The 24508-nt window shown below is 38.0% G+C and carries 25 protein-coding genes; 15 read left to right on the forward strand and 10 right to left on the reverse strand.

Annotation, left to right across the window (positions count from 1 at the left end):
* Positions 1-18 precede the first annotated feature (18 nt).
* Positions 19-297, reverse strand: a complete 279-nt coding sequence (locus ACSBPO_RS02475; RefSeq protein ID WP_442598442.1) for a YqhV family protein — start codon at positions 295-297, stop codon at positions 19-21.
* Positions 298-737: 440 nt separating this feature from the next.
* On the opposite strand from ACSBPO_RS02475, the gene ACSBPO_RS02480 reads away from it, so the two are divergent.
* Entirely contained in the window at positions 738-1490 is a 753-nt protein-coding gene (locus tag ACSBPO_RS02480; RefSeq protein WP_442598444.1) for an NRDE family protein, read from the forward strand.
* A 41-nt stretch (positions 1491-1531) separates the two neighbouring features.
* On the opposite strand, the gene putP is transcribed toward ACSBPO_RS02480, so the two are convergent.
* The 5 genes from putP to ACSBPO_RS02505 form a co-directional block, all read right to left on the reverse strand.
* Positions 1532-3004 carry a sodium/proline symporter PutP gene (putP, locus tag ACSBPO_RS02485; protein WP_442600296.1) on the reverse strand — a complete coding sequence of 491 codons (1473 nt, stop codon included), beginning with the start codon at positions 3002-3004 and terminating at the stop codon, positions 1532-1534.
* Positions 3005-3178: 174 nt separating this feature from the next.
* A complete protein-coding gene (locus tag ACSBPO_RS02490; protein WP_442598446.1) occupies positions 3179-4444 on the reverse strand; it encodes a glutamate-5-semialdehyde dehydrogenase in 1266 nt (421 codons plus the stop codon).
* Between the two features lie 25 nt (positions 4445-4469).
* Complete coding sequence (proB, locus tag ACSBPO_RS02495; RefSeq protein ID WP_442598448.1) at positions 4470-5594, reverse strand: glutamate 5-kinase; 1125 nt, start codon at positions 5592-5594, stop codon at positions 4470-4472.
* Positions 5595-5656: 62 nt separating this feature from the next.
* A complete protein-coding gene (gene proC, locus ACSBPO_RS02500) occupies positions 5657-6520 on the reverse strand; it encodes a pyrroline-5-carboxylate reductase (protein WP_442598450.1) in 864 nt (287 codons plus the stop codon).
* A 255-nt stretch (positions 6521-6775) separates the two neighbouring features.
* Positions 6776-7678 (reverse strand): TetR/AcrR family transcriptional regulator, encoded by a 903-nt coding sequence (locus tag ACSBPO_RS02505; protein WP_442598452.1) that lies wholly within the window; start codon positions 7676-7678, stop codon positions 6776-6778.
* Between the two features lie 184 nt (positions 7679-7862).
* Between ACSBPO_RS02505 and ACSBPO_RS02510 the strand changes: the two genes are divergently transcribed.
* From ACSBPO_RS02510 to ACSBPO_RS02535, 6 genes are all read left to right on the forward strand, one after another.
* Positions 7863-9395 (forward strand): DHA2 family efflux MFS transporter permease subunit, encoded by a 1533-nt coding sequence (locus ACSBPO_RS02510; protein ID WP_442598454.1) that lies wholly within the window; start codon positions 7863-7865, stop codon positions 9393-9395.
* 118 nt (positions 9396-9513) lie between these two features.
* Positions 9514-10389: a proline iminopeptidase-family hydrolase gene (locus ACSBPO_RS02515; protein WP_442598456.1), complete on the forward strand. Its 876-nt coding sequence runs from the start codon at positions 9514-9516 to the stop codon at positions 10387-10389.
* A gap of 168 nt (positions 10390-10557) precedes the next feature.
* Entirely contained in the window at positions 10558-11466 is a 909-nt protein-coding gene (locus tag ACSBPO_RS02520) for a serine hydrolase domain-containing protein (RefSeq protein WP_442598458.1), read from the forward strand.
* A gap of 114 nt (positions 11467-11580) precedes the next feature.
* A complete protein-coding gene (locus ACSBPO_RS02525; RefSeq protein WP_442598460.1) occupies positions 11581-11874 on the forward strand; it encodes a hypothetical protein in 294 nt (97 codons plus the stop codon).
* A gap of 27 nt (positions 11875-11901) precedes the next feature.
* Positions 11902-13023, forward strand: coding sequence for an NAD(P)/FAD-dependent oxidoreductase (locus tag ACSBPO_RS02530; RefSeq protein WP_442598462.1), 1122 nt, complete (start codon positions 11902-11904; stop codon positions 13021-13023).
* Between the two features lie 76 nt (positions 13024-13099).
* A complete protein-coding gene (locus ACSBPO_RS02535; protein ID WP_442598464.1) occupies positions 13100-13600 on the forward strand; it encodes a CBO0543 family protein in 501 nt (166 codons plus the stop codon).
* 269 nt (positions 13601-13869) lie between these two features.
* On the opposite strand, the gene ACSBPO_RS02540 is transcribed toward ACSBPO_RS02535, so the two are convergent.
* Complete coding sequence (locus ACSBPO_RS02540; RefSeq protein WP_442598466.1) at positions 13870-14925, reverse strand: UvrB/UvrC motif-containing protein; 1056 nt, start codon at positions 14923-14925, stop codon at positions 13870-13872.
* Positions 14926-15048: 123 nt separating this feature from the next.
* On the opposite strand from ACSBPO_RS02540, the gene ACSBPO_RS02545 reads away from it, so the two are divergent.
* From ACSBPO_RS02545 to ACSBPO_RS02560, 4 genes are all read left to right on the forward strand, one after another.
* Positions 15049-16062 carry a S66 family peptidase gene (locus tag ACSBPO_RS02545; RefSeq protein WP_442598468.1) on the forward strand — a complete coding sequence of 338 codons (1014 nt, stop codon included), beginning with the start codon at positions 15049-15051 and terminating at the stop codon, positions 16060-16062.
* Positions 16063-16277: 215 nt separating this feature from the next.
* Positions 16278-16601, forward strand: coding sequence for a LapA family protein (locus tag ACSBPO_RS02550; protein ID WP_442598470.1), 324 nt, complete (start codon positions 16278-16280; stop codon positions 16599-16601).
* Positions 16602-16882: 281 nt separating this feature from the next.
* A complete protein-coding gene (locus ACSBPO_RS02555; RefSeq protein ID WP_442598472.1) occupies positions 16883-17800 on the forward strand; it encodes a DMT family transporter in 918 nt (305 codons plus the stop codon).
* 52 nt (positions 17801-17852) lie between these two features.
* Complete coding sequence (locus ACSBPO_RS02560; protein ID WP_442598474.1) at positions 17853-18875, forward strand: asparaginase; 1023 nt, start codon at positions 17853-17855, stop codon at positions 18873-18875.
* A gap of 53 nt (positions 18876-18928) precedes the next feature.
* On the opposite strand, the gene ACSBPO_RS02565 is transcribed toward ACSBPO_RS02560, so the two are convergent.
* On the reverse strand, positions 18929-19438 hold the full coding sequence (locus ACSBPO_RS02565; protein WP_442598476.1) for a DoxX family membrane protein: 510 nt from the start codon (positions 19436-19438) through the stop codon (positions 18929-18931).
* Between the two features lie 678 nt (positions 19439-20116).
* Here ACSBPO_RS02565 and ACSBPO_RS02570 point away from each other — a divergent pair.
* Both ACSBPO_RS02570 and ACSBPO_RS02575 read left to right on the forward strand, forming a co-directional pair.
* Positions 20117-20698 (forward strand): LemA family protein, encoded by a 582-nt coding sequence (locus ACSBPO_RS02570; protein ID WP_442598478.1) that lies wholly within the window; start codon positions 20117-20119, stop codon positions 20696-20698.
* A complete protein-coding gene (locus tag ACSBPO_RS02575; RefSeq protein WP_442598480.1) occupies positions 20695-21477 on the forward strand; it encodes a TPM domain-containing protein in 783 nt (260 codons plus the stop codon). The genes ACSBPO_RS02570 and ACSBPO_RS02575 overlap by 4 nt, the downstream gene beginning before the upstream one ends.
* A 98-nt stretch (positions 21478-21575) precedes the next feature.
* Here the strand turns inward: ACSBPO_RS02575 and ACSBPO_RS02580 are convergent, their stop codons facing one another.
* Together ACSBPO_RS02580 and ACSBPO_RS02585 are read right to left on the reverse strand one after the other, a co-directional pair.
* On the reverse strand, positions 21576-22085 hold the full coding sequence (locus ACSBPO_RS02580; protein WP_442598482.1) for a DoxX family membrane protein: 510 nt from the start codon (positions 22083-22085) through the stop codon (positions 21576-21578).
* Between the two features lie 373 nt (positions 22086-22458).
* Positions 22459-22968: a DoxX family membrane protein gene (locus tag ACSBPO_RS02585; RefSeq protein WP_442598484.1), complete on the reverse strand. Its 510-nt coding sequence runs from the start codon at positions 22966-22968 to the stop codon at positions 22459-22461.
* Between the two features lie 341 nt (positions 22969-23309).
* Between ACSBPO_RS02585 and ACSBPO_RS02590 the strand changes: the two genes are divergently transcribed.
* Positions 23310-23906 (forward strand): class I SAM-dependent methyltransferase, encoded by a 597-nt coding sequence (locus ACSBPO_RS02590; RefSeq protein WP_442598486.1) that lies wholly within the window; start codon positions 23310-23312, stop codon positions 23904-23906.
* Positions 23884-24486, forward strand: coding sequence for a DedA family protein (locus ACSBPO_RS02595; protein WP_442598488.1), 603 nt, complete (start codon positions 23884-23886; stop codon positions 24484-24486). The genes ACSBPO_RS02590 and ACSBPO_RS02595 overlap by 23 nt, the downstream gene beginning before the upstream one ends.
* Positions 24487-24508 lie beyond the last annotated feature (22 nt).

Raw genomic sequence — 24508 nt, forward strand, 5'->3', positions numbered from 1 at the left:
AAAAAATATTTCGAGAGGTTAATTGTTTTTTAAAACACCATAAAGTATACAAGCGACCCCTCCAATAATCCAAAAAATCTTTGTGAGGGAAACCTTGTCAGCAAGTCCCATTAAGCCTATAGAAGTCGTTAAAATTAATACGAATGGGCCTACTAAAGCTAGAGAACTATTCACAATCATCGCTTTTTCGATATTGTTTACTTTTAAAATTAAGAAACCAACAAATACTTCAAGGCTACCAGAAAGGATTCGCAAAATGGCCATCCCTAAAATAGCCTTTTCAAAAAAGTAAAACATAATGACCTCCTAGAATGTGATTTACCTCATACAATATATGCTTGTTTACCTGGGATAAGGACAATGTATATGGAATTAAAAGGGGTTTAACAAGAAGAAATGGGGGTAAAAGAAAAGCTTGTTTTTAGTTCGATAAGCTCTTTTGGAGGATTGTGGATAAGTCAAAAACTGTTTGTGAACCTTATCTACAATTTTAAGTCGGTTATCTACATAAATTGTGGATTTGTCTTGAAAAGTGGATAACTTTAAGCGGGAATGTGGGCCGTTTTTATGGTTATCAACAGCTTTTGTCTATTTATCAACCGGCATAGAACTTTTATCAACCGAATTTCAGATTTATCAACCGAAATCCCACATTTATCAAGAATCTGTGTATCGTTTTCGAATCTTTCCTCATTTCGCTATAATAAATTTAAAAATGAAGAAGGCAGTGATTCAATATGTGTTTAATTTTATTTGCTTATCGGGTACATCCCACTTATCAGCTAATTGTCGCTGCGAATCGGGATGAATTTTTCGAAAGACCGACAGCACCGGTTCATTATTGGGAGGATCATCCTCATATCCTTGCTGGACGCGATTTAAAGCAAATGGGAACTTGGATGGGGATTACGACATCAGGTCATTTTGCAGCATTAACGAATTATCGTGATCCAAAGGAGAAAACAGAAGGGAAGCGGTCGAGGGGCGAATTAGTTGCAAATTTTTTAAAAGAAATGGGCGATCCACATGATTATATGAAAAAAGTAGCTGACACCCGACAATCCTATCCTGGATTTAATCTAATAGTGGGTGATCAGAATGCACTTTACTATTACTCGAATATCGAAAATAATATTCAACCACTAAAGCCTGGGATATATGGGGTAAGTAATCATTTATTAAATACGGAATGGCCAAAAGTGAAACGAGGCAAGGAAGGACTGAAATCTACAATAGAAACAGGTGGCGACATGGTGGAACCACTTTTTACACTGCTCCAACATGCGGATCCAGCCCAAGATGAACTTCTACCGCAAACGGGAGTTTCAATCGAATGGGAGAGAATTCTTTCTCCCATTTTTATAGACAGTGAAGGCTATGGGACAAGGAGTTCCACCGTATTATTGGCGGCCGAAAAGGAATTTTTTTATAAAGAGAGAGTCTATTCTGCAACAGGAAAAAGCGATTCAGAATTTTTAATCGACATATAGGTAAAAAACATCCCTTTCCACTTAGAAAGGGATGTTTCATCTTAAGCTTCCAACATCTTAGATTTGTACGTATTAAATTCCTTTTGTACTTCTGGTGAAGGAGCTTTATCAATCAGACTAACGATAAAGATGGCAAGAGCCCCAAAAAGAAAACCAGGTGCGAGTTCATAGATATCGAAAAGTCCGCCTTTTAACTGAGACCAAGTAATGACAGTGATAGCTCCAACAATGATTCCTGCAAGTGCCCCATTTCTCGTCATCCGTTTCCAGAATAAGCTGATCACAATAACAGGTCCGAAGGCAGCGCCAAATCCAGCCCATGCATAACCAACAAGTTCTAATACTTTACTATCGGGGTTATAGCCTAATAGGATGGCGATTACAGCAATACCAAGAACAGCAATTCTGCCAACAATCATTTCTTCCTTTTGGGAAGCATTTCTTCTAAAAATTGATTTGTAAAAATCTTGTGCTAAAGCACTAGAAGAAACGAGCAATTGAGAATCAACCGTACTCATGATTGCTGAGAGAATGGCTGCGAGTAAAAATCCAGAAACCCATGGATTAAATAATATTTGGGAGAACACGATAAAGACAGTTTCTGAATTTTTTAAAGGTGAATCTGCAAAATAAGCAATTCCTGCGAAACCGATAAAAATCGCTCCGAATAAGGATAGAATCATCCAAGTCATGCCGATAAAACGAGCTTTTGGGATTTCTTTTGTCGATTTGATACCCATAAAACGAACGATAATATGCGGTTGCCCAAAATATCCTAATCCCCAAGCCAGTAACGAAATAACACCAACTAGCGTAGCTCCTGAATAGATATTTAAGTAAGAAGTGTCTATATTTCCGATTTGTTGAACGGTTTGATCCCATCCGCCAAGCTCATGAATGGCCACAATAGGAATCACAATAAGTGTTAAAAACATTAATATCCCTTGAACGAAGTCCGTCCAGCTTGCTGCAAGAAATCCTCCAAAAAAGGTATAGGAAACGATGACAGCTGCACCAATCCATAAAGCGAGTATATAGTCCATTCCAAATGAATTTTCTAAAAGAATCGCGCCACCTACTAAACTAGCAGATGTATAGAAAGTGAAAAAGATTAAGATAACAATGGCAGAGACTACGCGAAGAATCTTTGATTTGTCATGGAATCGATTTTCAAAATAACCGGGGACGGTAATGGAATCATTGGCCACTTTTGTATAGACGCGTAAAGGTTTCGCGACAAACTGCCAGTTTAGATAGGCACCGACTGCCAAGCCGATTGGCAACCAAATGGAGCCCATTCCGCTTAAGTAAATAGATCCAGGTAAGCCGAGCATGAGCCAACCACTCATATCTGAGGCTCCGGCACTTAATGCGGTGACTCCTGCACCAAGCCGTCTTCCTCCGAGTACATAGTCATTTAAACTGCTCGTCATTCTTGCAGCTATCACACCGATAGCTAGCATACCAATTAAGTAAATAATAATCGAAACTAACGTAGGTAAGTTGATACTCATGATCATAAATCCTCTCCTTTTTCTGCATAATAATGAATACAAGAAAGTATCACTACTGCTGGCATTGGAATAAGCAGCCATAACCATGTAGCCGTTGTTAAACCGTAGTCCATATTCTCACCTCCTTTCAAGTGGATAAAAATAGGCATTCTATGAAACTAAGAAGGTGATATTCTAGCGGATTTGTCCATTACCTGTCATTAAAAATTTCACTGTTGTTAATGCAGGTAATCCCATTGGTCCTCTTGCATGAAGCTTTTGCGTGGAAATGCCAATTTCCGCACCAAATCCTAGCACTCCACCATCCGTAAATCGAGTCGAGGCATTATGATAAAGGGCAGATGCGTCCACTAATTTCATAAAATGTTCAGCTGTTTGCTTGTTTTCCGTCATAATCGCTTCTGAATGTTTGGTGCCATAACGTTCGATATGGTTTATCGCTTCATCCAATTCATCTACAATCTTTATGGCAATCTGAAGACTAAGATATTCATTAGCCCAATCACTTTCTGTAGCTGGGAGCGCGTCTGGTATCGTTTCTAAAGTGACATTATCGCCAAAAACCGTTATGGAGTTCTCCTTAAGGGTTTTAATAAGCTCTTCTTTATGCTGTTTTAGCCAATCTTTATGAATGATTACTGTTTCGATTGCATTACATACTGCAGGCCGATCCGTCTTCGCATTTACTAAAACAGATAGCGTTTTTTTAACATCCGCCTCAGAATCAATGTAAAGATGACAATTTCCAACACCTGTTTCTAAAACGGGAACGGTTGCCTGATTGATAACGGAATGTATTAAGGAAGCACCGCCGCGTGGAATTAAAACATCAATATGTTCTTTCATTGTAAATAGCTGCTGGGTCGCCTTTCGGTCTGTACTGTCGATAAACTGTACAGAATCAGATGGTATTTTTGTTTTAGCTAAAGCTTGATGGATAACCTTAATAATCGCTTTATTAGAATGGAGGGCAGAGGAACCACCTTTAAGAATAATCGCATTTCCTGATTTTAATGCTAAACCTGTTGCATCGACTGTCACATTAGGGCGAGCCTCATAAATCATACCGATGACTCCTAGGGGGACTGTTATTTTTTTTACCCGTAATCCATTTTCTAATGTCCAGTCTGATATGGTTTTACCTGTTGGGTCTTCTAACATAGCGACTTGGCGAAGTCCATCAGCAAAATCAAATATCCGTACTTTAGACAAAGCCAACCGATCTAAAAATGCCTCATCATATCCTTTAACTCTTCCAGCTTCCAAATCTTTTTCATTTTCCTGCAAAATCATTTTGTATTCAGCTTCAAGATGATCCGCTAGTAGGTTCAAAGCGTCATTTTTGTCGTCTGTTGATAGAAAGTTCATCTGCTTAGCAGCTTTTTTTGCGGCAATAGCCTGTGTTTCAACGATTGTTGATTCTTTTACATTTAAAGTCATGAAATCCCTCCCGTATTTAAACTACCTAGATTGAAATCAGAACATCTGTATGGCAAACAAAATTATTGATATCCATAATGAATGGTGCATCACTCATTTTTTGGGTACTCTCCTCCAGGAAGGGTTGCAACTCTTCAGATGAAAAGTGAACAACACCTAAACCGACTTCGTTACCAGATGTATCAGTAATTCGAATAACAGAACCTTTATTAAATGGACCATTCACTTTTACTACTCCAGAAGGTAAGAGGTTTTGGCGTTTCGATAGAAGCCACTGCTTAGCAGTGGGGTGAACAATAATTTCACCTTCGGGGCCAGAATGAAAGGCAATCCATTTTTTCTTCTGGTCTAAATGACTAAGTGGTGAATTTCCTTTGAAATAGGTTCCTCTTGCATTCCCTATTACAGCATCAACAACAATATTTTTATGAGAGGCATTTCCTAGAAAAGTTAAAATTCCAGAAGCCATAGCGATTTTTACAGCCTCTATTTTCGATTTCATACCTCCTGTTCCAATGGAGCTACTTGATCCACCGGCCGCGGTCTCAATTTCAGAAGTAATTTCATTTACTCGTTCCAAAAGTGTCGCTTTAGGATTTTTGACGGGGTCGGCACTATAAAGCCCATCAATATCAGATAAAATAATTAATTGGGTGGCATCCACTAATCCAGCTACTTTAGCTGAAAGGGTATCATTGTCGCCGAATTTTAAACGATCAATCGTGATAGTGTCGTTTTCATTTACGATGGGGATAATTCCTCTCTCGAGTAGGACATTAAGGGTGTTTCGAACATTTTTATAACGGACCTCGTCTGAAAAATCACTGCGTGTTATCAATATTTGTGCAGCGACGTAGCCATGTGAGATAAACAGCTCTGAATAAGATTCCATTAATAAACCCTGGCCAATGGAGGCAGCAGCCTGCTTTTCAGGCAATGAAGTTGGCCTTTCAAGACAACCGAGTTTACGATATCCTGCTGCTACAGCACCTGATGAGACTAGCACAATCTCATAGCCTGCATCTTTTAAAATTACAATTTGCTCTGTTAATTTCTCCAGCTTTTTTCGGCTTATCTCTCCGTGTCGACTTGTTAAGGAACTGCTTCCTATCTTTATGACTATTCGCTGTGGCTTGGTGCCAGGGATCATCTAATCACTCCTGTATTTAATTAATTACGAAAGGTACTCAATGTTCAACTTAACATGATGAACTAAATGGCTTTTTGTTTATTTGGGATTTTCTTAAGGGACTCTTCCAATTGAGAGCTAATTTCTTTTGAGCGATTAGCGGCATGTTTAATCGCTTGGGAAATAGCTTTTCCTCCACCGTGTAAAGCTAAGGCTGCTAAACCAGCAGCAGTGGTTCCGTTAGGGGAAGTAACATTTTCTCTCAAGGTGGCTGGGGTTTCACCTTGTTCTTGTATCATTTTTGCTGCCCCCACAATGGTTTGGGCAATAATTTGACGAGTGGTTTCCGTTGTTAAACCTGCATTTAAACCTTCCTGTTCCATATGCTCCATTAAATAATAAAAATAGGCAGGGCCACTTCCGGCAATTCCCGTAAAAATATCCATTTTTTCTTCTGGGATCACATAAACTTCTCCAATCGAATGGAGTAGTTCTTTTGCAATGGACATACTTTCTTTTGTTGTATACGTTCCTGATGATATAGCCGTTGCAGATTCTCCAATCATACTAGATGTATTCGGCATAACCCGAATCACCTGTTGTCCTTTTGGTAAATACTGTTCCATAAATGAGGTTGTAACACCAGCTAATACGGATAAAATAAGTTGGTTGGGTCGAATGGATTCTTTGATGGATAGTAAAGAGGTTTCTGCATCTTTTGGTTTCATAGCGAGGACGATTATATCGATATTGGATAAGTTTAATTTTTCCTTGGTTACCCCGTTTATACCATATCCTTTTTCAAGCGATTGTAAACGTTTTTTGTTACTTCGGTTGCTGACATATATTTGTTTAGGTGGAATTAGACTAGTGTTAGTAATGCCTGCGATCATAGCTTCTGCCATAGAACCAGCACCTAGAAAAGCAATTTTTTTCTTCGATAACATGAAATCTCTCCCTGTGTGTTCGTGTTTTTGTTCCCATTTTTTGAAACAATGTCATAATCTTAACATGTTCAAAATGGATATCAAGGGTTTTGAGGAAAGTCATAAGGATATGGCTCAATTAGTGAGGTAGGGTGAATATTTGCATGGTCAGTTCGTGTAAGGAGCTCTCAAGCCGAAATTTCCCAGCTCAGCCTGATATTTGCCAAAATATGGACAAGTTATCCATGAAAAAAAAGCCTTCAAAATTAAGAGGGCTTAGTTTTCCTGATTTATGGAATGAAAATAATCGTGGATTAAGCGATCGAGTTTTTGTATGTCTTTTGTATAAAATCCTTCAGACTTTTTTAAGGAAATAAGAGTACTTTCCACTAAAAATTTTCTTGGATGCTTAGAATCCAATAATTCATCTAATATAAAATCTAATAACTCATCATATTTGGATTGTTCCGGGTTTCCGTTAATCGCTTTCTTTAAGTTGCCAACAGTTTGATGGAACTCTTTATATAAAGCTTGATTACAATTCTTCTTCTTAACGGGGAACCAATCATCCATTTGATCCGGTGGGATTAATTGTTCACCTGTTTCTGCCAAGCCATCAACCAGTTTCATTAATCGATTGACGCTGTAGCGAATAACTCGACCAAGATTGGTGCCGCTAAGGTCATTTGCAAGTTGATAGAATTTAATATTTTCTCTTAAAATTCCCAAGAACATGATAGAGCAATCTAGTAGATAAGGCTTTTTGTCTTCCCCAAAAATATCATTGAAACGCTCAAATAACCATCGTACATTCTTCATACGCGATACTTCAATGAGTGGCTTGAGTTCAGGGTCGTTGGAAGCCGTAATTTCCTCTAATAAAGAAATCAATCGATTTTCACGATTCGTTTTCATTTGTAATTCCACTTGTTTAACAAAAATTTCTATATCGGAACGATCCCCGCCAATAAGAAGCTCATCACGATCTTTTTCTAATTTTTCATAAGTGGATTTAAAAATCGCTACTAATAATTCATTTTTTGACGAAAAATAGTTATAAAAGGTCCCTTTCGAAATGCCGCTTTCATCTAAAATATCTTGAATAGAAGTGGCTTGAAATCCTTTTTCAATAAATAATTGATGAGCAATTTTTACAACACGTCTCTTGCGGTCATTCATAGAGATCACCTTTGGGGAAAATTATACTGACTGTATAAACGTATAGTACCCTAAAAAGGTTGATATGACAAATGTTCAAAGATGGAAAATGTTTTGATTGCAAAAATTGAACCGAGAGTATATTATATGTAAGTATGTAATTTGAGTATAAAAAAATGAACAGTAAGTTTAAGGGGGAGAAACAATGGATCAAACGGTAAAAAAGCCAGCTGCTCGTCCACCGTATGGAATGCTTGCGGTATTGATGATCGGTGCTTTTATTGCTTTTTTAAATAATACATTATTAAATATCGCATTACCTTCTATTATGAAAGATTTAGATGTAGATGCATCAACGGTACAATGGTTAACAACAGGATTTATGTTAGTCAACGGAGTTATGATCCCAACTACAGCATTCTTAATTCAAAAATATACGGTAAGAAGACTATTCTTAACCGCAATGAGCTTATTTACAATCGGTACTCTTTTAGCAGGAATTGCCCATATCTTTCCTATTCTATTAGCAGGTCGAATGATTCAAGCTTCTGGTTCAGCTATTATGATGCCATTACTAATGAACGTTATGCTTGTCAGCTTTCCGATTGAAAAACGTGGGACAGCGATGGGAGTTTTCGGTTTAATTCTAATGGGAGCACCAGCAATTGGACCAACTTTATCTGGTTGGATTATCGAACATTACGATTGGCGCATGCTATTCCATTTTGTTACACCAATTGCCATAGCGATACTATTAGTAGGGGTTTTCCTACTTAAAGATAAAAAAGACAAAGTTCAACTACGATTAGACTTTGTTTCATTACTATTGTCCAGTGTTGGATTCGGTGGATTATTATATGGATTTAGTTCTGCAGGGAAAAAAGGCTGGGATAGCCCGGAAGTGTACTTAACGATTGCCATCGGCGTTATTTCTCTTGCAACGTTTATTATTCGCCAATTAAAGCAAGAACGCCCAATGTTGAATTTTAGAATTTTTCAATATCCGATGTATGCCTTATCCATTACCATTTCAATGGTTATCACAATGGCGATGTTTTCAGGGATGATTTTAACACCAATCTATGTTCAAACACTTCGTGGAATTTCACCATTTGATGCAGGTTTAATGATGTTACCAGGGGCTATTATCATGGCTCTAATGTCTCCAATTACCGGAAAACTGTTTGATAAAATTGGTGGACGTATTCTAGCTGTTACTGGTTTATCCATTTTAGTGGTAACAAGCTATCTTTTCAGTAATTTAACATTAACAATGAGTTATAATCATTTAATTATTTTATACTCCGTGCGTATGTTTGGGATGTCAATGGTAATGATGCCAGTTTCAACAAATGGGTTAAATCAGTTACCTAAGCGTTTCTATCCACATGGTACGGCAATGAACAATACCTTACAACAAGTATCAGGGGCGATTGGTACGGCATTACTCGTAACAGTTATGACAAACCGTACGAAAACGCATGCTACAGAACTAGGTGAAGCCGCTATGAAGGGCTTAAAGCAACAACCAACACCTGAAATGTTAGCTACGATGAAGCAGGAAATTTTGGCAAAAGCGATGTTAGAAGGAATTAACGATGCATTCTTTGTAACCGTGTTTATCTCTGCGGTTGCTCTAATCCTTGCCTTGTTTATCAAACGTGCTAAACAAGCAGAAGACCCAATTCAAGAGGTACCTGCTGAAAAAAAGTTTTCAACGAAATTAGCTGAGAATTAATGGTTGTGAGCCACCCAGTTTGGAACTGGGTGGCTATTTTTTCGGATTAGGAAGGATTTTAAGAGAGAAATACAGAAAAAAGTAAACATGATAAAGACTGAAGGGAAGCGAATAGGCGATGGAAATTCAAGAAGGATTTGTTGAAGTAACTGGGGGAAAGGTATGGTATCGAAAAGTAAATAGCGGAGGTCACTTAACTCCTTTATTAATATTACACGGAGGGCCAGGTTTTTCTTCACTGCCGTTACATAGATTGGATTCGTTAGCTGTAGAGCGGGATGTTTATTATTATGATCAGCTTGGAGCTGGTTTTTCGAAAGGTCCCACAGATTTATCATTATGGAATTTGGATCGCTATGTGAAGGAGCTAGGAGAAGTAAGAGCGGGACTAGGATTGGATGAGGTTCATATTCTTGGGCATTCATGGGGAACTACCTTACTGGTAGCTTATTTGCTAACAAAACCAACCGGAGTGAAAAGTGCTATTTTTTCAAGCCCATGTTTAAGTGCACCTCTTTGGGCAGAAGATGCAAAACGTTTATTAGGACAGCTGCCTTCTGATGTGCAGGAAGTGATCGAACGATGTGAAGCAGAAGGTCAGACGGATTCCGAAGAATATAAAGAAGCGATGAAGGAATTTTCGAAGCGTTTTATTTGTCGAGTTGAAATTAGCCCAGAAGAAAGAGCCAAGCGTTCAGAACTAGGGAATTTGGATATTTACAATACAATGTGGGGACCTTCTGAATTTTGTGTAACAGGAAATCTTAAAAGCTTTGATTGTACACCTAGACTTCATGAAATCGAAACACCATCTTTATTTCTTTGTGGCCGTTTTGATGAGGCAACACCTGAATCAACAAGCTATTTCAGCAGCCTAGTGCCAGGAGCTAAGCTACATATTTTAGAGGAAAGTGCTCATTCAGGTTATCTGGAACAGCCTGAGGAATATAGACAGGTGGTAAATGAATTTTTGAGTGGGGTAGAGGGTAGGTAGGATTGGTAGGGAAATACCAATATTGTGACAAAGTCGGAAACATGAGCGATTTAGACGGATATTTTATAAAAAATAACGGATAAGTCGTTAAAAAAGTCGGATATCTCCTCAAAAAAGTCGGATATCTATCAAAAAGAACTAGCTTCACACTCTAAAAAGGGGAAAATAATGCTCGCATTAGATAAAAAATTGAAAAAAGAGAAGATAAATTGCTGTATTGTATCTCATAAAGGCTCTACCGTGTATGAATATTACCGAAATAACAAGATAAAAGACAAAGTACAAAAGTTAAACTCGGTTACCAAAAGTTTTGTGTCTATGCTAATTGGAATAGCTATCGATCAAGGGAAAATAAAGGGCGTTCATCAATCGATTGCAGACTTTTTTCCCAATCTTGAAGAAGATAAAAAGGAGATTACGGTTGAACATCTGCTAACCATGACACCAGGGTATGATTGGCCAGAGTTTTCAAGCTGGGGTGGAAGACCTTTTCCGATGATCAATAGTAAAGACTGGGTGAAGTTTAATTTAGAACGTAAAATGGTTGAACCTCCTGGTGAAAATATGTATTACAATTCAGGATGCTCCCATTTATTAAGTGCCATTCTTCAAAAGGCTACAGGTTTAAAGCTCACGGAGTTTGCAGAAAAATATTTGTTTCATCCTTTAGATATTCGGGATTATGAGTGGCATTACGATTCAAAAGGAATCGCCATTGGCGGTTTTGGTTTATCTCTTAAGCCAGGAGACCTTCTAAAAATTGGTCAATTAATGCTGCAAAAAGGGAAATGGAAAAATAAGCAGATTATTAGTGAATCTTGGGTTCGCGAATCGACAACTGCCCAATATCCGACTACATATGGTTTTGGCTTCTATGGATACCATTGGTGGGTGATGAAAGATGATGAAGGTCAATTAATGAAACCTCATATCTTTCACGCGATGGGATACGGAGGACAATATATTATTGTAGTCCCTGAGGATGAATTAGTAACCATTTTTACGAGTGATAATTATTCGGAAACCTATCAACCAATCCATTATTTTAAAACTGAAATTTTAACATCCATCGGCTGATCAAAAGACATCTCTCTTTTTAAAAAAGGGGGATGTTTGTCTTTTTAAATGTTTTAATCTAGGCTGATTTATATATAATAAACCTAGTAGAAATAATGGGAAGGAGGGGAAAAGATGGATTCAACTATACAGAAATTTCAAAGGCTGCATACATCCGTGCAAAAATTAGAGACCGTATTGCAGGAGGTCTGGAGTGTGATGGATGAGCTAGCGGAAGATCAGGAGTTTAAGAATTTAAAGAATCGTGTGAAGCAATCTAAGAAGTCCGGTGAAAACTTGGCGGACCTATCGGGGATATTGGATGAATTCCAAAACAGTATCGAGGAAATTCCTGAGGATGGAACAGCAGCTGTGGACCTGGAGGATGCCATCGCTGAACTGATTGATTGGTTAGAGAATCAATCGTAAATTTTTGCAAATAGAAAAGGTGTAAATATGAATAAATTTATCGTAATAGGAGCGGGGATTTTAGGTGCATCCGCAGCTTATCATCTGGCTAAGGAAGGGGCAAACGTAACCTTAGTGGATCGGCAGGATCTTGGACAGGCTACAGATGCAGCAGCAGGAATTGTATGCCCATGGCTGTCACAACGCAGGAATAAAGCTTGGTATCAGTTAGTAAAAGGTGGTGCCCGTTACTATCCTGAACTGATCAAACAGCTGGAAGCACTTGGGGAAACACATACTGGATATAAACGAGTAGGGGCTATCAGCCTTCATTCGGACGTTGAAAAGTTAGAAAAAATGGCGGAGAGGGCCCGCAAGCGACGTGAGGACGGTGCACCCGAGATAGGAGACATAACGATACTTTCACCAGCGGAAACAAAAAAACTTTTTCCACCATTAAGTGAGGAATATGGTGCGGTTTATGTTAGTGGTGGGGCAAGAGTTAATGGACGGGAGCTTCGAAATGCTTTGATCAATGCAGCGGTGAAGCGCGGGGCACAATTTTTAAAAGGAAATGCTGCTTTAGTTTATAAGGATAAAAAAATAACTGGTATCGAATTAAATGGAGAAGATCTAGAGGCGGATATGGTGCTGGTGACTGGTGGTGTTTGGGCAAGGGAATTGCTTGAGCCATTAGGAGTGGATTTTACGGTCACACCTCAAAAAGCTCAGATTGTTCATCTTGAAATGCCGAATGTAAATACAAGTGATTGGCCAGTAGTAATGCCGCCGAATGACCAGTATATCCTTACATTTGAAGATGGGCGAGTGGTCGTAGGAGCAACCCATGAGGACGAAGCAGGGTTAGATTACCGAGTAACGGCGGGCGGAATCAATGAGGTATTAGGGAAAGCCTTGCAAGTGGCTCCAGGTTTAATGAACGGAACCATTTTAGAAACAAGGGTAGGTTTTCGACCTTTTACCCCGGGATTTCTTCCGGTCATTGGTGGTGTTTCTGGAATTGAAGGTCTATTACTTTCTAATGGATTGGGTGCTTCTGGATTAACAAGTGGTCCTTATTTAGGTGCAGAATTAGCAAAACTTGCTTTAGGGCAAGAAACAGAAATCGATATTTCCAGCTATGAGGTAATGGGGGCTATTAAAAATTAGATATCGAAAAATGTTTCTTCTGAATAAATAGAACTACCCCTTCTGACACATTCTAATAGATGTGGAGGTGGGGCACATGTGGCGGCGTTCTAGAGATATGAAGATTCAATATGGATTGTTACTATTTGGGTTAATATCTCTGGTTACAATGGCAAAAAAGCCGGTAAAGGACTGGATTATTGTCTTCTTTTTTAAAGGATTTATATCCGGATTTATTGATTCTCTGGTGATAAATAAATGGAATAAGATTTGTTATCCCGTTCGATTTTTTCCTAAAACCTTTAAAATTAACATATTGTATGATTTATTACTTTTCCCTTTATCTTGTGTTTGGTTTAATCAATGGACGATGCGTGCTCCCATAAAGGAGATTTTCCTAAAAGTCTTTGTGTTCAGCATTCCTATGACCATCATTGAAACGATCGCCGAGAAAAAAACACGCCTCTTAAAATATAAAAAATGGACAAGCTGGCATAGTCTTTTAAGTCTGACAACGACGTTTTTAATGACCAGAGGTTTTTTGGGGCTTGTTCGAAAAATGGATCGGATGTTAACGAAGAATGACGATCATAACTAGAAAAAGTGTAAGGATTCCAGTTGGAAAACTTACACTTTTTGTTTTCGTTTCTTTATCGGACACAGAATCCGTTATTTCCGTAAAACAGACGTTTTTTCGTAGTTTATAGGACACAGAATTCGTAATTCACTATATTTCATAGGAAAAAGGAGTATTTTAGGTGTAATAACGGAACCATAGTCCGATAAATCTCTAAAAACAAGCTTTTTTGTAAAATAACGGAACGTGAGTCCGATAACAGCCAACAGCCATTTTGCCAAATGATTGGCTTAAGTCAACAAAGATGTATTTAATAACCTCTCGAAGATAGAATCTGCCTTTTCAGGAGAGAGAGATTCATTAGGAAGAAGAACAGACTTAACCCCATCCTTGTTAAGATAACTATAGATAATTTGCGCGTGGTCCAACTCATCTTTACTAACGTGGCGAGCTGGCAAGGTTTGGTTCATTTGAAAATGAGTATAGAAATGGCTTTTCAACATTTCTATTGTTTCTAAGGTAAACTTCTCACTATATAAAACCTCTGTCCTCTTAATAAGGAAGAGTTTAAACGTGTTTTCTGTTAAAGGTTCAAGCATCAGGATTCGATGGTTTTCCTCCGTGAAGGTGATTACTTTTTCTTTATAAAGTAGGGTTTGGACAGCTTCCATCGTATCTCGATATTTGCCAGCATTCTCGAAGTCAAATCTTTCCGAGGCTTCGAGCATCATTTGCTCCATGTCTTTAAGCACGTCCTTATTAGTCCCCTTAAGTAAATCGATGATTTTATTTATAATCAGCTCATATTCAACAGCTGCAGAACCCCCAAGACAAATTCCGATGCAAAGTCCCAGTGAATAATTTAGGCAAGCAGTCCCTCTCTTGGTAGGATTTCCACACATTATTTTATAGAATTCCTTCAATCCAAGAATGGCCTTTTCCACTATAGACCTACTTGTATAGGGGCCAAAACAAAGATCCCGTTCGTTGGGATTGTCAGTGATTTTAATATCCTGATGCCCTTTCTTTGTAGCAATATGGATATATGTGAAAGACTGTGGATTTTTCATCATTCGATTATAAATAGGCTTTAAATCTTTTATCATGCTGCATTCAAGCATGAAGGCTTCGAATTCTGTATCTGTGGGTAGATAATCAAAATCCTGTAAATGCTGAACTAATTTCTTTATTTTAGGGGAATGACCTTTAGAGTTTCTAAAATAGGATATCACTCTATTTCGAAGATTTTTGGCTTTCCCTACATATAGGATTTGATTCCGTGCATCCTTCATAAAATAAACTCCTGGGGAGGAAGGAAGACTTTTGGCTTTTTCTAAAAGTTTCATAATTGGCCCCCTGAGTAATAGTAACTTTCTATTATTCTATCATGACAAAGGATTATAGATTAGAAGGATTTCAATGGAAGATAACGAAATAGTATTCAAAATAAACTTGAAGGATGGGTGTAGATGATTCAATATCCTACTTTAAAAGAAGGAGCAACGATAGGAGTAACCGCTCCTTCATCTGGAGTGCCGGACGTGTTGCATGAGATGTTCAAGCAAGCATGTAATCGGATGGAATCAAAAGGATTCCATGTTGTATGTGGGGGAACAGTTTGGACACAAGAAAAGGCTAAATCGGCTCCAGCTAAGAAACGAGCGTCTGAATTTAATGAAATGATTCGGGATGGAAAAATCGATATGATTATTCCTCCATGGGGTGGGGAGCTTGCAGTTGAGATACTAGAAGATGTGGATTTTACTAGTTTGCCTGAAAAATGGGTTTTAGGGTATTCAGATACAAGCCTATTGTTATTAGCGATTACCTTACAAACAGGAATAGCCACTGCACATGGGACTAATTTTGCCGACCTAAGAGGGGAATATTCAGATGAAACGACTGCCATGTGGCAAGCTGTTTTATCAACGAAAGCGGGAGAGTCTATCGTTCAGCATTCTTCCGAAAAATATCAAAAGCAATGGAATCACAGTGACCCATCACCTTGTGTCTTTCATTTAACAGAACCAACCAGCTGGAAAGCGGTTTCTGAAAGTAAGGTAGATATGGAGGGGCGTTTACTAGGAGGATGTATCGATATTATCAGACATCTAATTGGTACACCGTATGGAAATGTTCAAAGATTTAGAGAGACATATTTCGACGGAGAACCAATGATTTGGTACTTAGAAAACTGTGAAATGAATACAGCTGATTTACGTAGGTCCTTAGTACAAATGAAGTTAGCGGGCTGGTTTGAAAATTGCTCGGGCATTATGTTTGGCAGAAGCAGTGCCAATGCGCCAATTGAAGGCTATACAGTTGAAGATGTATACAACGACCTTGCGGAGGAACTGCAAATCCCGATTATTTATGATATTGATTGTGGTCATCAACCTCCACAAATGACATTTGTGAATGGAGCCTACGCAGAAGTCCATGTTGAGAATGGAAAAGGGACAGTAAGACAGGTTTTTAAATGATTAATAAAAGGAGGGAGCAGCCCCTCCTTTTTAAAATTAATACGGCTCAGAAGCCTGGCACTTATGCTCTGCCAGTAAAAGGACTTCCTTCATTTTAATGGCTCGTCTATTTCTCTCTCCATAATCTGGGTCCCGCTGAGGTAGATGGTACTTTATTTTGTTAACATCCATAATATGTTACGATTAAATCAAAATCTAACATAAGGAGGTCCAACATGCGTTTTCAATGGAGTATGATTCTAGGACTTATTTTTTCATTAATAGTAGCTATCTTTGCGGTTGTCAATGTTTCTTCCGTTAAAGTGAATTACTTATTCGGATATACAGAAATCCCTCTGATTCTGATTATCATCGGCTCAGCTTTGCTGGGAGGATTAGTGGTGGGAATGTTCGGGATTTTGCGTCAGTATAAGCTTCAAAGGACGATCAAGAGACTCGAAAAAGAGATAGCTGAGTTACATTCAAAAAAATCAGTGGAACCAGAAATGAATCTGGAAAATGAGAATGCAACTGATAATCTTCTGCAAGATGAGAACTAACCCTTTTCAAAATGGAGAAGGGTTTTTTTAGTATTTAGGAGCTTGCAATATAGATAACTGTTAAAGGCACCTTTTTTATTGAGAAAGAGGGGCTTTTTTTCCTTTCTTTTCATTTTTTTCTCAGTCAAAAAATCTATTTACAACTATTCTCGCTGGTGATACGATTTTTTCAGAATGATCTTTTCGAGTAACGAAAAAACAAGATCACAAGTAATACATATTTTCTAACATCCAATCCTGCATGCAAAGACAGTATTTACATAATGAAAAGAGGAGATGTGATGGGCTCAGCAAACGTAGCCATATCCAATGGAAGGGCGAAAGGAATGGCTTTAGTCCTGACAGGAGCCTCTTTATGGGGAATATCAGGAACAGTCGCACAATATTTATTTCAGCAGCAAGGAATCAGTCCTGCTTGGATCGTGGTTGTCCGTTTATTATTTTCGGGAACGATCTTGCTCATAGCGGCTTCAAGTTCTAAGGGAAGTGTGGGCATATGGGAGATATGGAAAAATAAACGCGATGTTCTGAATCTTCTTTTGTTCAGTATTCTTGGAATGTTGGCCGTTCAGTACACCTTTTTTGAAGCTATCCGACAATCCAATGCGGCAACAGCAACAATTTTACAGTATCTTGCACCAATGATGATCTCTGTTTACTTAGCAATAAAAGCAAAACGATTGCCGAACTCGACGGAAATGGTCGCGGTAGTATTAGCGCTTGTTGGCACATTTCTACTTGTAACACAAGGGAATATTCATAGCCTATCGATTACAAGAACGGCATTGTTTTGGGGACTAATTTCAGCTTTAGCTCTTGCCTTTTATACACTAAATCCGATTCAGCTACTTGCAAAATATGGTTCCACAATTGTAATCGGGTGGGGGATGTTAATCGGAGGAATTAGCTTCAGTTTTGTTCATCCTCCATGGAGTTTCCAGGGTGAATGGTCATTAAGCTCGTTCTTTGGGGTAACATTTGTCGTCATCTTTGGAACCATTATTGCTTTTTATTGTTACTTAGAAAGTTTACATTACATCAGTGCAACAGAAACCAGCTTACTTGCCTGTATCGAACCTTTATCCGCTGCGATACTATCAGTCGTTTGGCTAAATGTAAGCTTCGGTCTTGCAGAATGGCTGGGAACAGGCTGTATTATTGGTACCATTATTATTTTATCACTTGTAAAAAATAAATAATCTTATCGTTTAGCCTAAGCAAACATTTCACAAAAATAGGGAGAGGGTTCTAATGAGTAAAGCTGTGTTAGTTTATCGTGGTGAATATTTAGAAAGTACACATGATGTTCATGTAGCCGTTGTGAATGCAGAAGGTGAATTGTTGTATTCTTATGGGGATCCCAATCGATTTACGTTTCCTCGTTCCTCAATGAAGCCATTTCAAGCAGTACCATTAGTTGAATCTGGAGCAGCTGAAGCATTTAACTATTCAGCTGCAGAAATTTCACTTAGCTGTGCGTCCCATAGTGGAGAACCATTCCACCGTGAAACTGTATTAGATATTCTGCACCGAGTAGGGCTTGAAGAAAATCATCTCCAATGTGGTACCCATATTCCAAGAGATATGGAAAGCTATCACCAGCTTATTCGTGAAGGAAAAGAGCTCTCACCTGTATTTAGTAATTGTTCAGGGAAACATTCGGGTATGTTAGCGACGACTGTATATATGAAGGAAGATGTAAATACATATCGAGAAGTAGCTCATCCGCATCAGCAAAGAATTTTAGAAGCAATTGAACAAGTCTGTGATTTTCCGAAAGAACAAATTCAAATTAGCGTGGATGGATGCGGTGTACCTGTTCACCAGCTTCCATTAAAAAATGTAGCGCTTGGTTTTGCTAGATTAGCCAAACCGGAGGCGTTTACAGAAGGTAAAAGAGCTCAAACGTTAAGTACAATTCGTGATTCAATGATCAAGCATCCAGAAATGGTCGGTGGGACGAAACGTTTTGATACTGATTTAATGAAGGTTTACAATGGCCGAATTGTCGCCAAGGCCGGTGCAGAAGCAGTCCAATGTCTAGCAGATCTAGAAACCGGAATTGGAATTGCCATTAAAGTGGAAGATGGAACGCCACGTGCAACGAGTGTCGTGACAATGGAAGTTTTAAAACAATTAGGAATCGGAAACGAAGAAATGTTTGCCGAGCTCGAAGAATATGTCCATGTACCAGTTTTAAATGCCAGACAGGATAAGATTGGTGTTGTAAAGGCTAACTTTCAATTAGAAAAAGCGATACAAGAAGGTAAATAATAGATAAAATATGCCAGGTCTAGGAATTTCTATGGACCTGGCATTTTTATTAGTTATGCGTTATTTTCAACCGCTTTTATGTTTTTGAAAATGGTTTTACGGATGTAAGGAACGACCCAACGGTCTAAACCGAATTGACCAGCGTTGACACCAGCGAATAGAATGATTGCTCCAAGGAATAAGTCAGTTGGGATATGAGATACAGTACCAGCTAAGAAGAAGGCAAAGTTCATCATTAAGCCGAAGAACATCGCTGCTGTTGTTAAGCATCCTAAGAGTAATCCTAAACCAACTAAGAATTCTCCAAGCGGAACAATAGTATTAAAGATATCAACATTCGGTAAAGCGAAGCCTTTTAAGAAGCTTACATACCAGCCATAAACTAGACCACCATCTGGACCTTTTACTGGATTTGCGACAGCATTTGCTAAATATCCAGAAGCGTCAAAACCTCCAGTAAGCTTATGCAAACCAGCTGTTAACCAAGAATATCCTAAATATAAACGAATGACTGCTAATAGACCTGCGGCAATTGTATTTTCTCTTAACCATTTCACTAACATGTGAAACATCTCCTTAGTAAAAAATGAATTAATAATGATTACACTGTAAATATAGCAAACTTTTATTTGTAAAAGTTAAGTTTGTGCAATCATTCACATATATGTAAAATCATTTTGAACAACTTATGAACGTTAATAATGTTGGGGTGTTGTTAATCTCAATTGATAGGTTAGGTAATGAAGCTGAAGCAGATCAGTGTTAGGAAAAGCAATTTATGAAGAACATATGTATAGTGAAACTGAAAAGATTTGTAATTCATTGAGCTTATGAAGAACAATTTTGGAAAGAAAGTGGTGAGAAGTGTTGTTCATCGGGCTTATGAAGAACAACTTTGCTGCTGAAATGGTAAGGATTGTTTTTCATTGGGCTTATGAAGAACAACTTTGCTGCTGAAACGGTAAGGTTTGTTTTTCATAGGACACACGATCCGTTATTTTGCAAAAACGATGGCTTTTTTAATGATTATCGGACTATGGTTCCGTTATCGTATCTAAAGTATGCCTTTTTCCGATGAAATATTGTGAATAACGGAACCTGAGTCCGATACACTAGGAAAAAACATCTATATAACCGGAATAACGGAACCTGTGTCCTATCCTTTAACATAGCCTTATCGAGTATCGGTAAAATGGAAAAATTAACTAACGTTTTATATACTAATATAAAGGAGTGTGGAAATGTTGAAAAAAGGATTGTTGGGAATTGGAGTTTTTGTGTTAGTAATTGTTATCATTGGCGGCATGTTAATGTCAAGTTATAACAACTTTGTGAGTTTGGAAGAGAATGTAGATCAATCTTATGCTCAAATTGAGAATCAGCTTCAAAGAAGACTGGATTTAATACCAAATCTCGTGAATACGGTTAAAGGATATGCTTCCCATGAAAAAGAAGTTATCGCCTCTATTTCAGATGCTCGTGCAAGATTAGCAGGTGCTAAAACAGTCGAAGAAGAAGCTACTGCAAATGCAGAACTATCGGGGGCATTAAGCCGATTGCTGGTAGTTGTTGAAAATTATCCAAATTTAAAAGCAGACCAGCAATTTACTCAATTAATGGATGAACTGTCAGGTACAGAAAATAGAATTGCCGTGGCTCGAAAGGATTATAATGATCAAGTTGCGGTCTATAACAAAAGAGTGAAACAATTTCCTGGAGTGATTATAGCTAATATCACTGGATTTGATGAAAAACAATATTTTAAAGCAGACCCTAAAGCAACTGAAGCACCAGAAGTGGACTTTGGAGGCAATGGTGGATGAGAATCAATAGGGTAGTCAGCTTTCTTCTAGTCGTTTCCTTTTTCCTTTTTGTAAACGGAAATGCACTTGCTAAGGAAATAACTATTCCAAATCCAGTTGGGGATATTTACGTCCAAGACTTTGCCAATGTATTAAGTGAAACCGAAAGAGCTGAGTTAAGAAACTGGGGCCGAGAGGTTGAAAATCGTACAACTGCACAAATTGCTGTACTGACAGTGGATTCAATTGAGGACTATTCTATCGAGGAATTTTCAAATGAAGCTTTTCGAAAATATAGACTTGGTAGTCAAAAGGAAAATAATGGTGTGTTATTAGTTTTGGCTATGAATGATCGAAAAGAAAGAATTGAAGTCGGATATGGGTTAGAAGGAAGACTTCCAGACGGAAAAGTAGGTCGGATTCTAGATGAATATACCGTTCCACTTTTACAAAAACAACAGCCCAACCAAGCTATATTACAAACGTATAAAGTGTTAACATATGAGGTCCTACAAGAATACGGGATAGATGCAAAGGAAATCTTTGGACCGTCTTCGCCAAGTTTGGATCAGCCGCAGATGAGTAATTCAGGAAACAATGGATTAGGTATACCTACCTGGCTCATCATCCTAATTGTAGTGGTTTTGATTTTTCTTGATTTTAAGTTTTTTGGTGGCACGCTTACGTATTTTATATTATCGATTTTGTCTCGTGGTGGTGGACGAGGCGGCGGTGGTGGTGGATCACGCGGTGGAGGCGGTGGTTCATCAGGTGGTGGCGGTGCCAGCAGGGGATGGTAAAGTTCGTGCCTATGATGAACATTTTGTTGCCATCAAGGAGAGATTTATTTATCAAAAAGCGGGCACCATCCAATTGGATGGTGCCTGCTCTCTTATAGTTAAGCGTTATTTGCAACTGCTTTATTATTTTTGAAAACTGTTTTACGGATGTAAGGAATCACCCAGCGGTCTAAACCGAATTGACCAGCGTTGAAACCAGCGAATAGAATGATTGCTCCAAGGAATAAATCAGTTGGGATATGAGATACAGTACCAGCTAAGAAGAACGCAAAGTTCATCATTAAACCAAAGAACATCGCAGCTGTTGTTAAGCAACCTAAGATTAGTCCTAAACCAATTAAGAATTCTCCAAGAGGAACGATGGTGTTGAAGATATCAACATTCGGTAGAGCGAAGCCTTTTAAAAAGCTTACGTACCAACCGTATACTAAACCGCCATCTGGACCTTTTACTGGATTTGCTACTGCATTTGCTAAATATCCAGAAGCATCAAATCCTCCAGTAAGCTTATGCAAACCAGCTGTTAACCAAGAATATCCTAAATATAAACGAATGACTGCTAATAGACCTGCGGCAATTGTGTTTTCTCTTAACCATTTCACTAACATGTGAAACATCTCCTTAGTAAAAAATGAATGAATAATGATTACACTGTAAATATAGCAAACTTTTATTTGTAAAAGTTAAGTTTGTGCAATCATTCACATATCTGTAATATCATTTTGAACAACTTATGAACGGTAATGTTATAGAATTTTTTAATTGCTTTGTTGGTAATGAAGTTGGGTGGATCGGTATTGTCTGGAGAAGCCACGAATTTACTTATGAAAAACAATTCTGGAAAGAAAATGGTGAGATAAGTTGTTCATCGGGCTTATGAAGAACATTTGTTATGCGAAACGGAAGAGAATTGTTGTTCATAACATAGTCTCTTCAATAAAATGGGCACCATCCAAATGGATGGTGCCCGACCTCATATAGTTAAGCGTTATTTCCAACAGCTTTTTTATTTTTGAAAACAGTCTTGCGGATGAATGGAATCACCCAGCGGTCTAAACCGAATACACCAGCGTTGAAACCAGCGAAGAGAATGATAGCTCCAAAGAATAAGTCAGTAGGAATATGAGATACTGTTCCGGCTAGGAAGAAGGCAAAGTTCATGACAAGTCCGAAGAACATCGCTGCTGTTGTTAAGCATCCTAAGATTAAGCCTAAACCAACTAAAAACTCACCTAGTGGAACGATCGTGTTAAAGATATCAACATTTGGTATTGCGAAACTCTTTAAGAAGCTTACATACCAACCATAAACCATGCTGCCATCTGGACCTTTTACTGGATTGGCTACGGCATTTGCTAAGTAGCCAGATGCATCAAATCCTCCAGTTAGCTTATGAAATCCTGCTGTTAACCAAGAATACCCGATGTATAAACGAATAACCGCTAAAAGTCCTGCTGCGACTGTGTTTTCTCTTAACCATTTCACTAACATGTGAAACACCCCTTAGTTTTTAAAAAGTTTTAATATGATTTCTACTACACTGTTAATATATCAATTTCTTCGAGGAAAAAGTGGGAATTTCTTACACATTCACATTTCTGTAAAATCATTATGAACAACTTATGAACATTAACACTGTTTAAGTATTGTTAATATGCAAAAGACGTAGGAAAACCCCAATATAAAGGGGTTTTTTGTTTTGGGAAAATAAAAAAGGTGCCAATTCCTAAGATGATTTTTAAAAAATCTTAAGAAAATCATAAGAAATTCGCTAGGGGTTTCTTCATTTTTGTTGGATAGAATTGGATTTGTAAATGAGAGGGGAGTTTAATTTGTTGACATTAAATGGTACACAAAGACTTCAGTTTTTATATAAATTTTTGCAATCACCAAAGCAAATGGGGAGTGTGACTCCTAGCTCGAGCTTTTTAGTGGATAAGATGCTCAGTCAGGTCCAATGGGGAAAGATAAAATCGATTGCTGAACTAGGCGCAGGCACGGGAGTTTTTACAAAATCCATTATAGAAAGAAAAAATAATGATTGTAGGCTGTTCGTATATGAGTTTGACTCTGATCTACGAGAGAAACTACGGAACCATTATCCAGAGGTAAAGGTATTTAAAGATGCCAACTATTTAAAAACGAATGCACATCAAAATGGGATTCAGCAATTTGATTGCATCCTTTCTGGATTACCGTTTACTAATTTTCCTGAAAGCACACGAAGAAATATTTTTCAACAGGTGTCGGAGTTATTAAGTGAAGAAGGCGTCTTTATTGCCTTTCAATATTCTTTACATATGAAAAGCTTGTTAAGGGAGTATTTTGATCAAGTGCGGATACTTTTTACACCATTTAATTTACCACCAGCATTTATATATGTTTGTAAAAAGAGAGGGATGAGTAGTGGATTTAGGATTAGTGGTTGAGTTTATAAGTGAGCACGGGTATTTAGCTTTGTTTTCATCGTTTTATGTATGTTTATTAGGGCTACCGATTCCGAATGAAATATTGGTCATGACGGGTGGTATCATCTCAACCATGGATCACTTTCAACCGTTGCTTACGTTTTTCATCGTTTACCTAACAGTTATCCTTAATGCCACTATTTTATATTTGGTTGGTCGAAAGGGTGGAAATCGACTGCTTCAAAAGCTTGAAAGGTTTAAAAAGATAAACCGAAATGTACAGGGAGCCAGTATTTATATTCAAAAATATGGGGGTTATGCAGCAGCTTTAAGCTATGGACTTCCGATTATGAGGCATTGTATCCCTTTTCTAATGGGGACTTATCAATATTCCTATTTAAGCTTTGCTCGTTTTTCCTATCTTTCTGCTCTTGTTTGGACATCTGTATTATTTTTAATTGGAAGATATTTTGGTTCGAAAATTGAAAGCATTGGCGAAAATCTTCATCAAATAGGGGGAGCTGTTCTAATCCTGCTTTTAGGAGTGTTTTTCACAAAGGTTCTTAAAAGGTATTTTCGTCAAAAGAATCTTAATTTCTAGTATCTAGTATTTATGGGTGGAG

This window comes from Neobacillus sp. D3-1R (assembly GCF_052180215.1).
In the GTDB taxonomy this organism is placed as follows: Bacteria; Bacillota; Bacilli; order Bacillales; family Cytobacillaceae; genus Pseudoneobacillus.

Coding starts and splice junctions, on each gene's coding strand:
- ACSBPO_RS02475 (WP_442598442.1), bottom strand. CDS start 297: ATGTTTTACTTTTTTGAAAAGGCTATTTTAGGGATGGCCATTTTGCGA.
- ACSBPO_RS02480 (WP_442598444.1), top strand. CDS start 738: ATGTGTTTAATTTTATTTGCTTATCGGGTACATCCCACTTATCAGCTA.
- putP (WP_442600296.1), bottom strand. CDS start 3,004: ATGAGTATCAACTTACCTACGTTAGTTTCGATTATTATTTACTTAATT.
- ACSBPO_RS02490 (WP_442598446.1), bottom strand. CDS start 4,444: ATGACTTTAAATGTAAAAGAATCAACAATCGTTGAAACACAGGCTATT.
- proB (WP_442598448.1), bottom strand. CDS start 5,594: ATGATCCCTGGCACCAAGCCACAGCGAATAGTCATAAAGATAGGAAGC.
- proC (WP_442598450.1), bottom strand. CDS start 6,520: ATGTTATCGAAGAAAAAAATTGCTTTTCTAGGTGCTGGTTCTATGGCA.
- ACSBPO_RS02505 (WP_442598452.1), bottom strand. CDS start 7,678: ATGAATGACCGCAAGAGACGTGTTGTAAAAATTGCTCATCAATTATTT.
- ACSBPO_RS02510 (WP_442598454.1), top strand. CDS start 7,863: ATGGATCAAACGGTAAAAAAGCCAGCTGCTCGTCCACCGTATGGAATG.
- ACSBPO_RS02515 (WP_442598456.1), top strand. CDS start 9,514: ATGGAAATTCAAGAAGGATTTGTTGAAGTAACTGGGGGAAAGGTATGG.
- ACSBPO_RS02520 (WP_442598458.1), top strand. CDS start 10,558: ATGCTCGCATTAGATAAAAAATTGAAAAAAGAGAAGATAAATTGCTGT.
- ACSBPO_RS02525 (WP_442598460.1), top strand. CDS start 11,581: ATGGATTCAACTATACAGAAATTTCAAAGGCTGCATACATCCGTGCAA.
- ACSBPO_RS02530 (WP_442598462.1), top strand. CDS start 11,902: ATGAATAAATTTATCGTAATAGGAGCGGGGATTTTAGGTGCATCCGCA.
- ACSBPO_RS02535 (WP_442598464.1), top strand. CDS start 13,100: ATGTGGCGGCGTTCTAGAGATATGAAGATTCAATATGGATTGTTACTA.
- ACSBPO_RS02540 (WP_442598466.1), bottom strand. CDS start 14,925: ATGAAACTTTTAGAAAAAGCCAAAAGTCTTCCTTCCTCCCCAGGAGTT.
- ACSBPO_RS02545 (WP_442598468.1), top strand. CDS start 15,049: ATGATTCAATATCCTACTTTAAAAGAAGGAGCAACGATAGGAGTAACC.
- ACSBPO_RS02550 (WP_442598470.1), top strand. CDS start 16,278: ATGCGTTTTCAATGGAGTATGATTCTAGGACTTATTTTTTCATTAATA.
- ACSBPO_RS02555 (WP_442598472.1), top strand. CDS start 16,883: ATGGGCTCAGCAAACGTAGCCATATCCAATGGAAGGGCGAAAGGAATG.
- ACSBPO_RS02560 (WP_442598474.1), top strand. CDS start 17,853: ATGAGTAAAGCTGTGTTAGTTTATCGTGGTGAATATTTAGAAAGTACA.
- ACSBPO_RS02565 (WP_442598476.1), bottom strand. CDS start 19,438: ATGTTAGTGAAATGGTTAAGAGAAAATACAATTGCCGCAGGTCTATTA.
- ACSBPO_RS02570 (WP_442598478.1), top strand. CDS start 20,117: ATGTTGAAAAAAGGATTGTTGGGAATTGGAGTTTTTGTGTTAGTAATT.
- ACSBPO_RS02575 (WP_442598480.1), top strand. CDS start 20,695: ATGAGAATCAATAGGGTAGTCAGCTTTCTTCTAGTCGTTTCCTTTTTC.
- ACSBPO_RS02580 (WP_442598482.1), bottom strand. CDS start 22,085: ATGTTAGTGAAATGGTTAAGAGAAAACACAATTGCCGCAGGTCTATTA.
- ACSBPO_RS02585 (WP_442598484.1), bottom strand. CDS start 22,968: ATGTTAGTGAAATGGTTAAGAGAAAACACAGTCGCAGCAGGACTTTTA.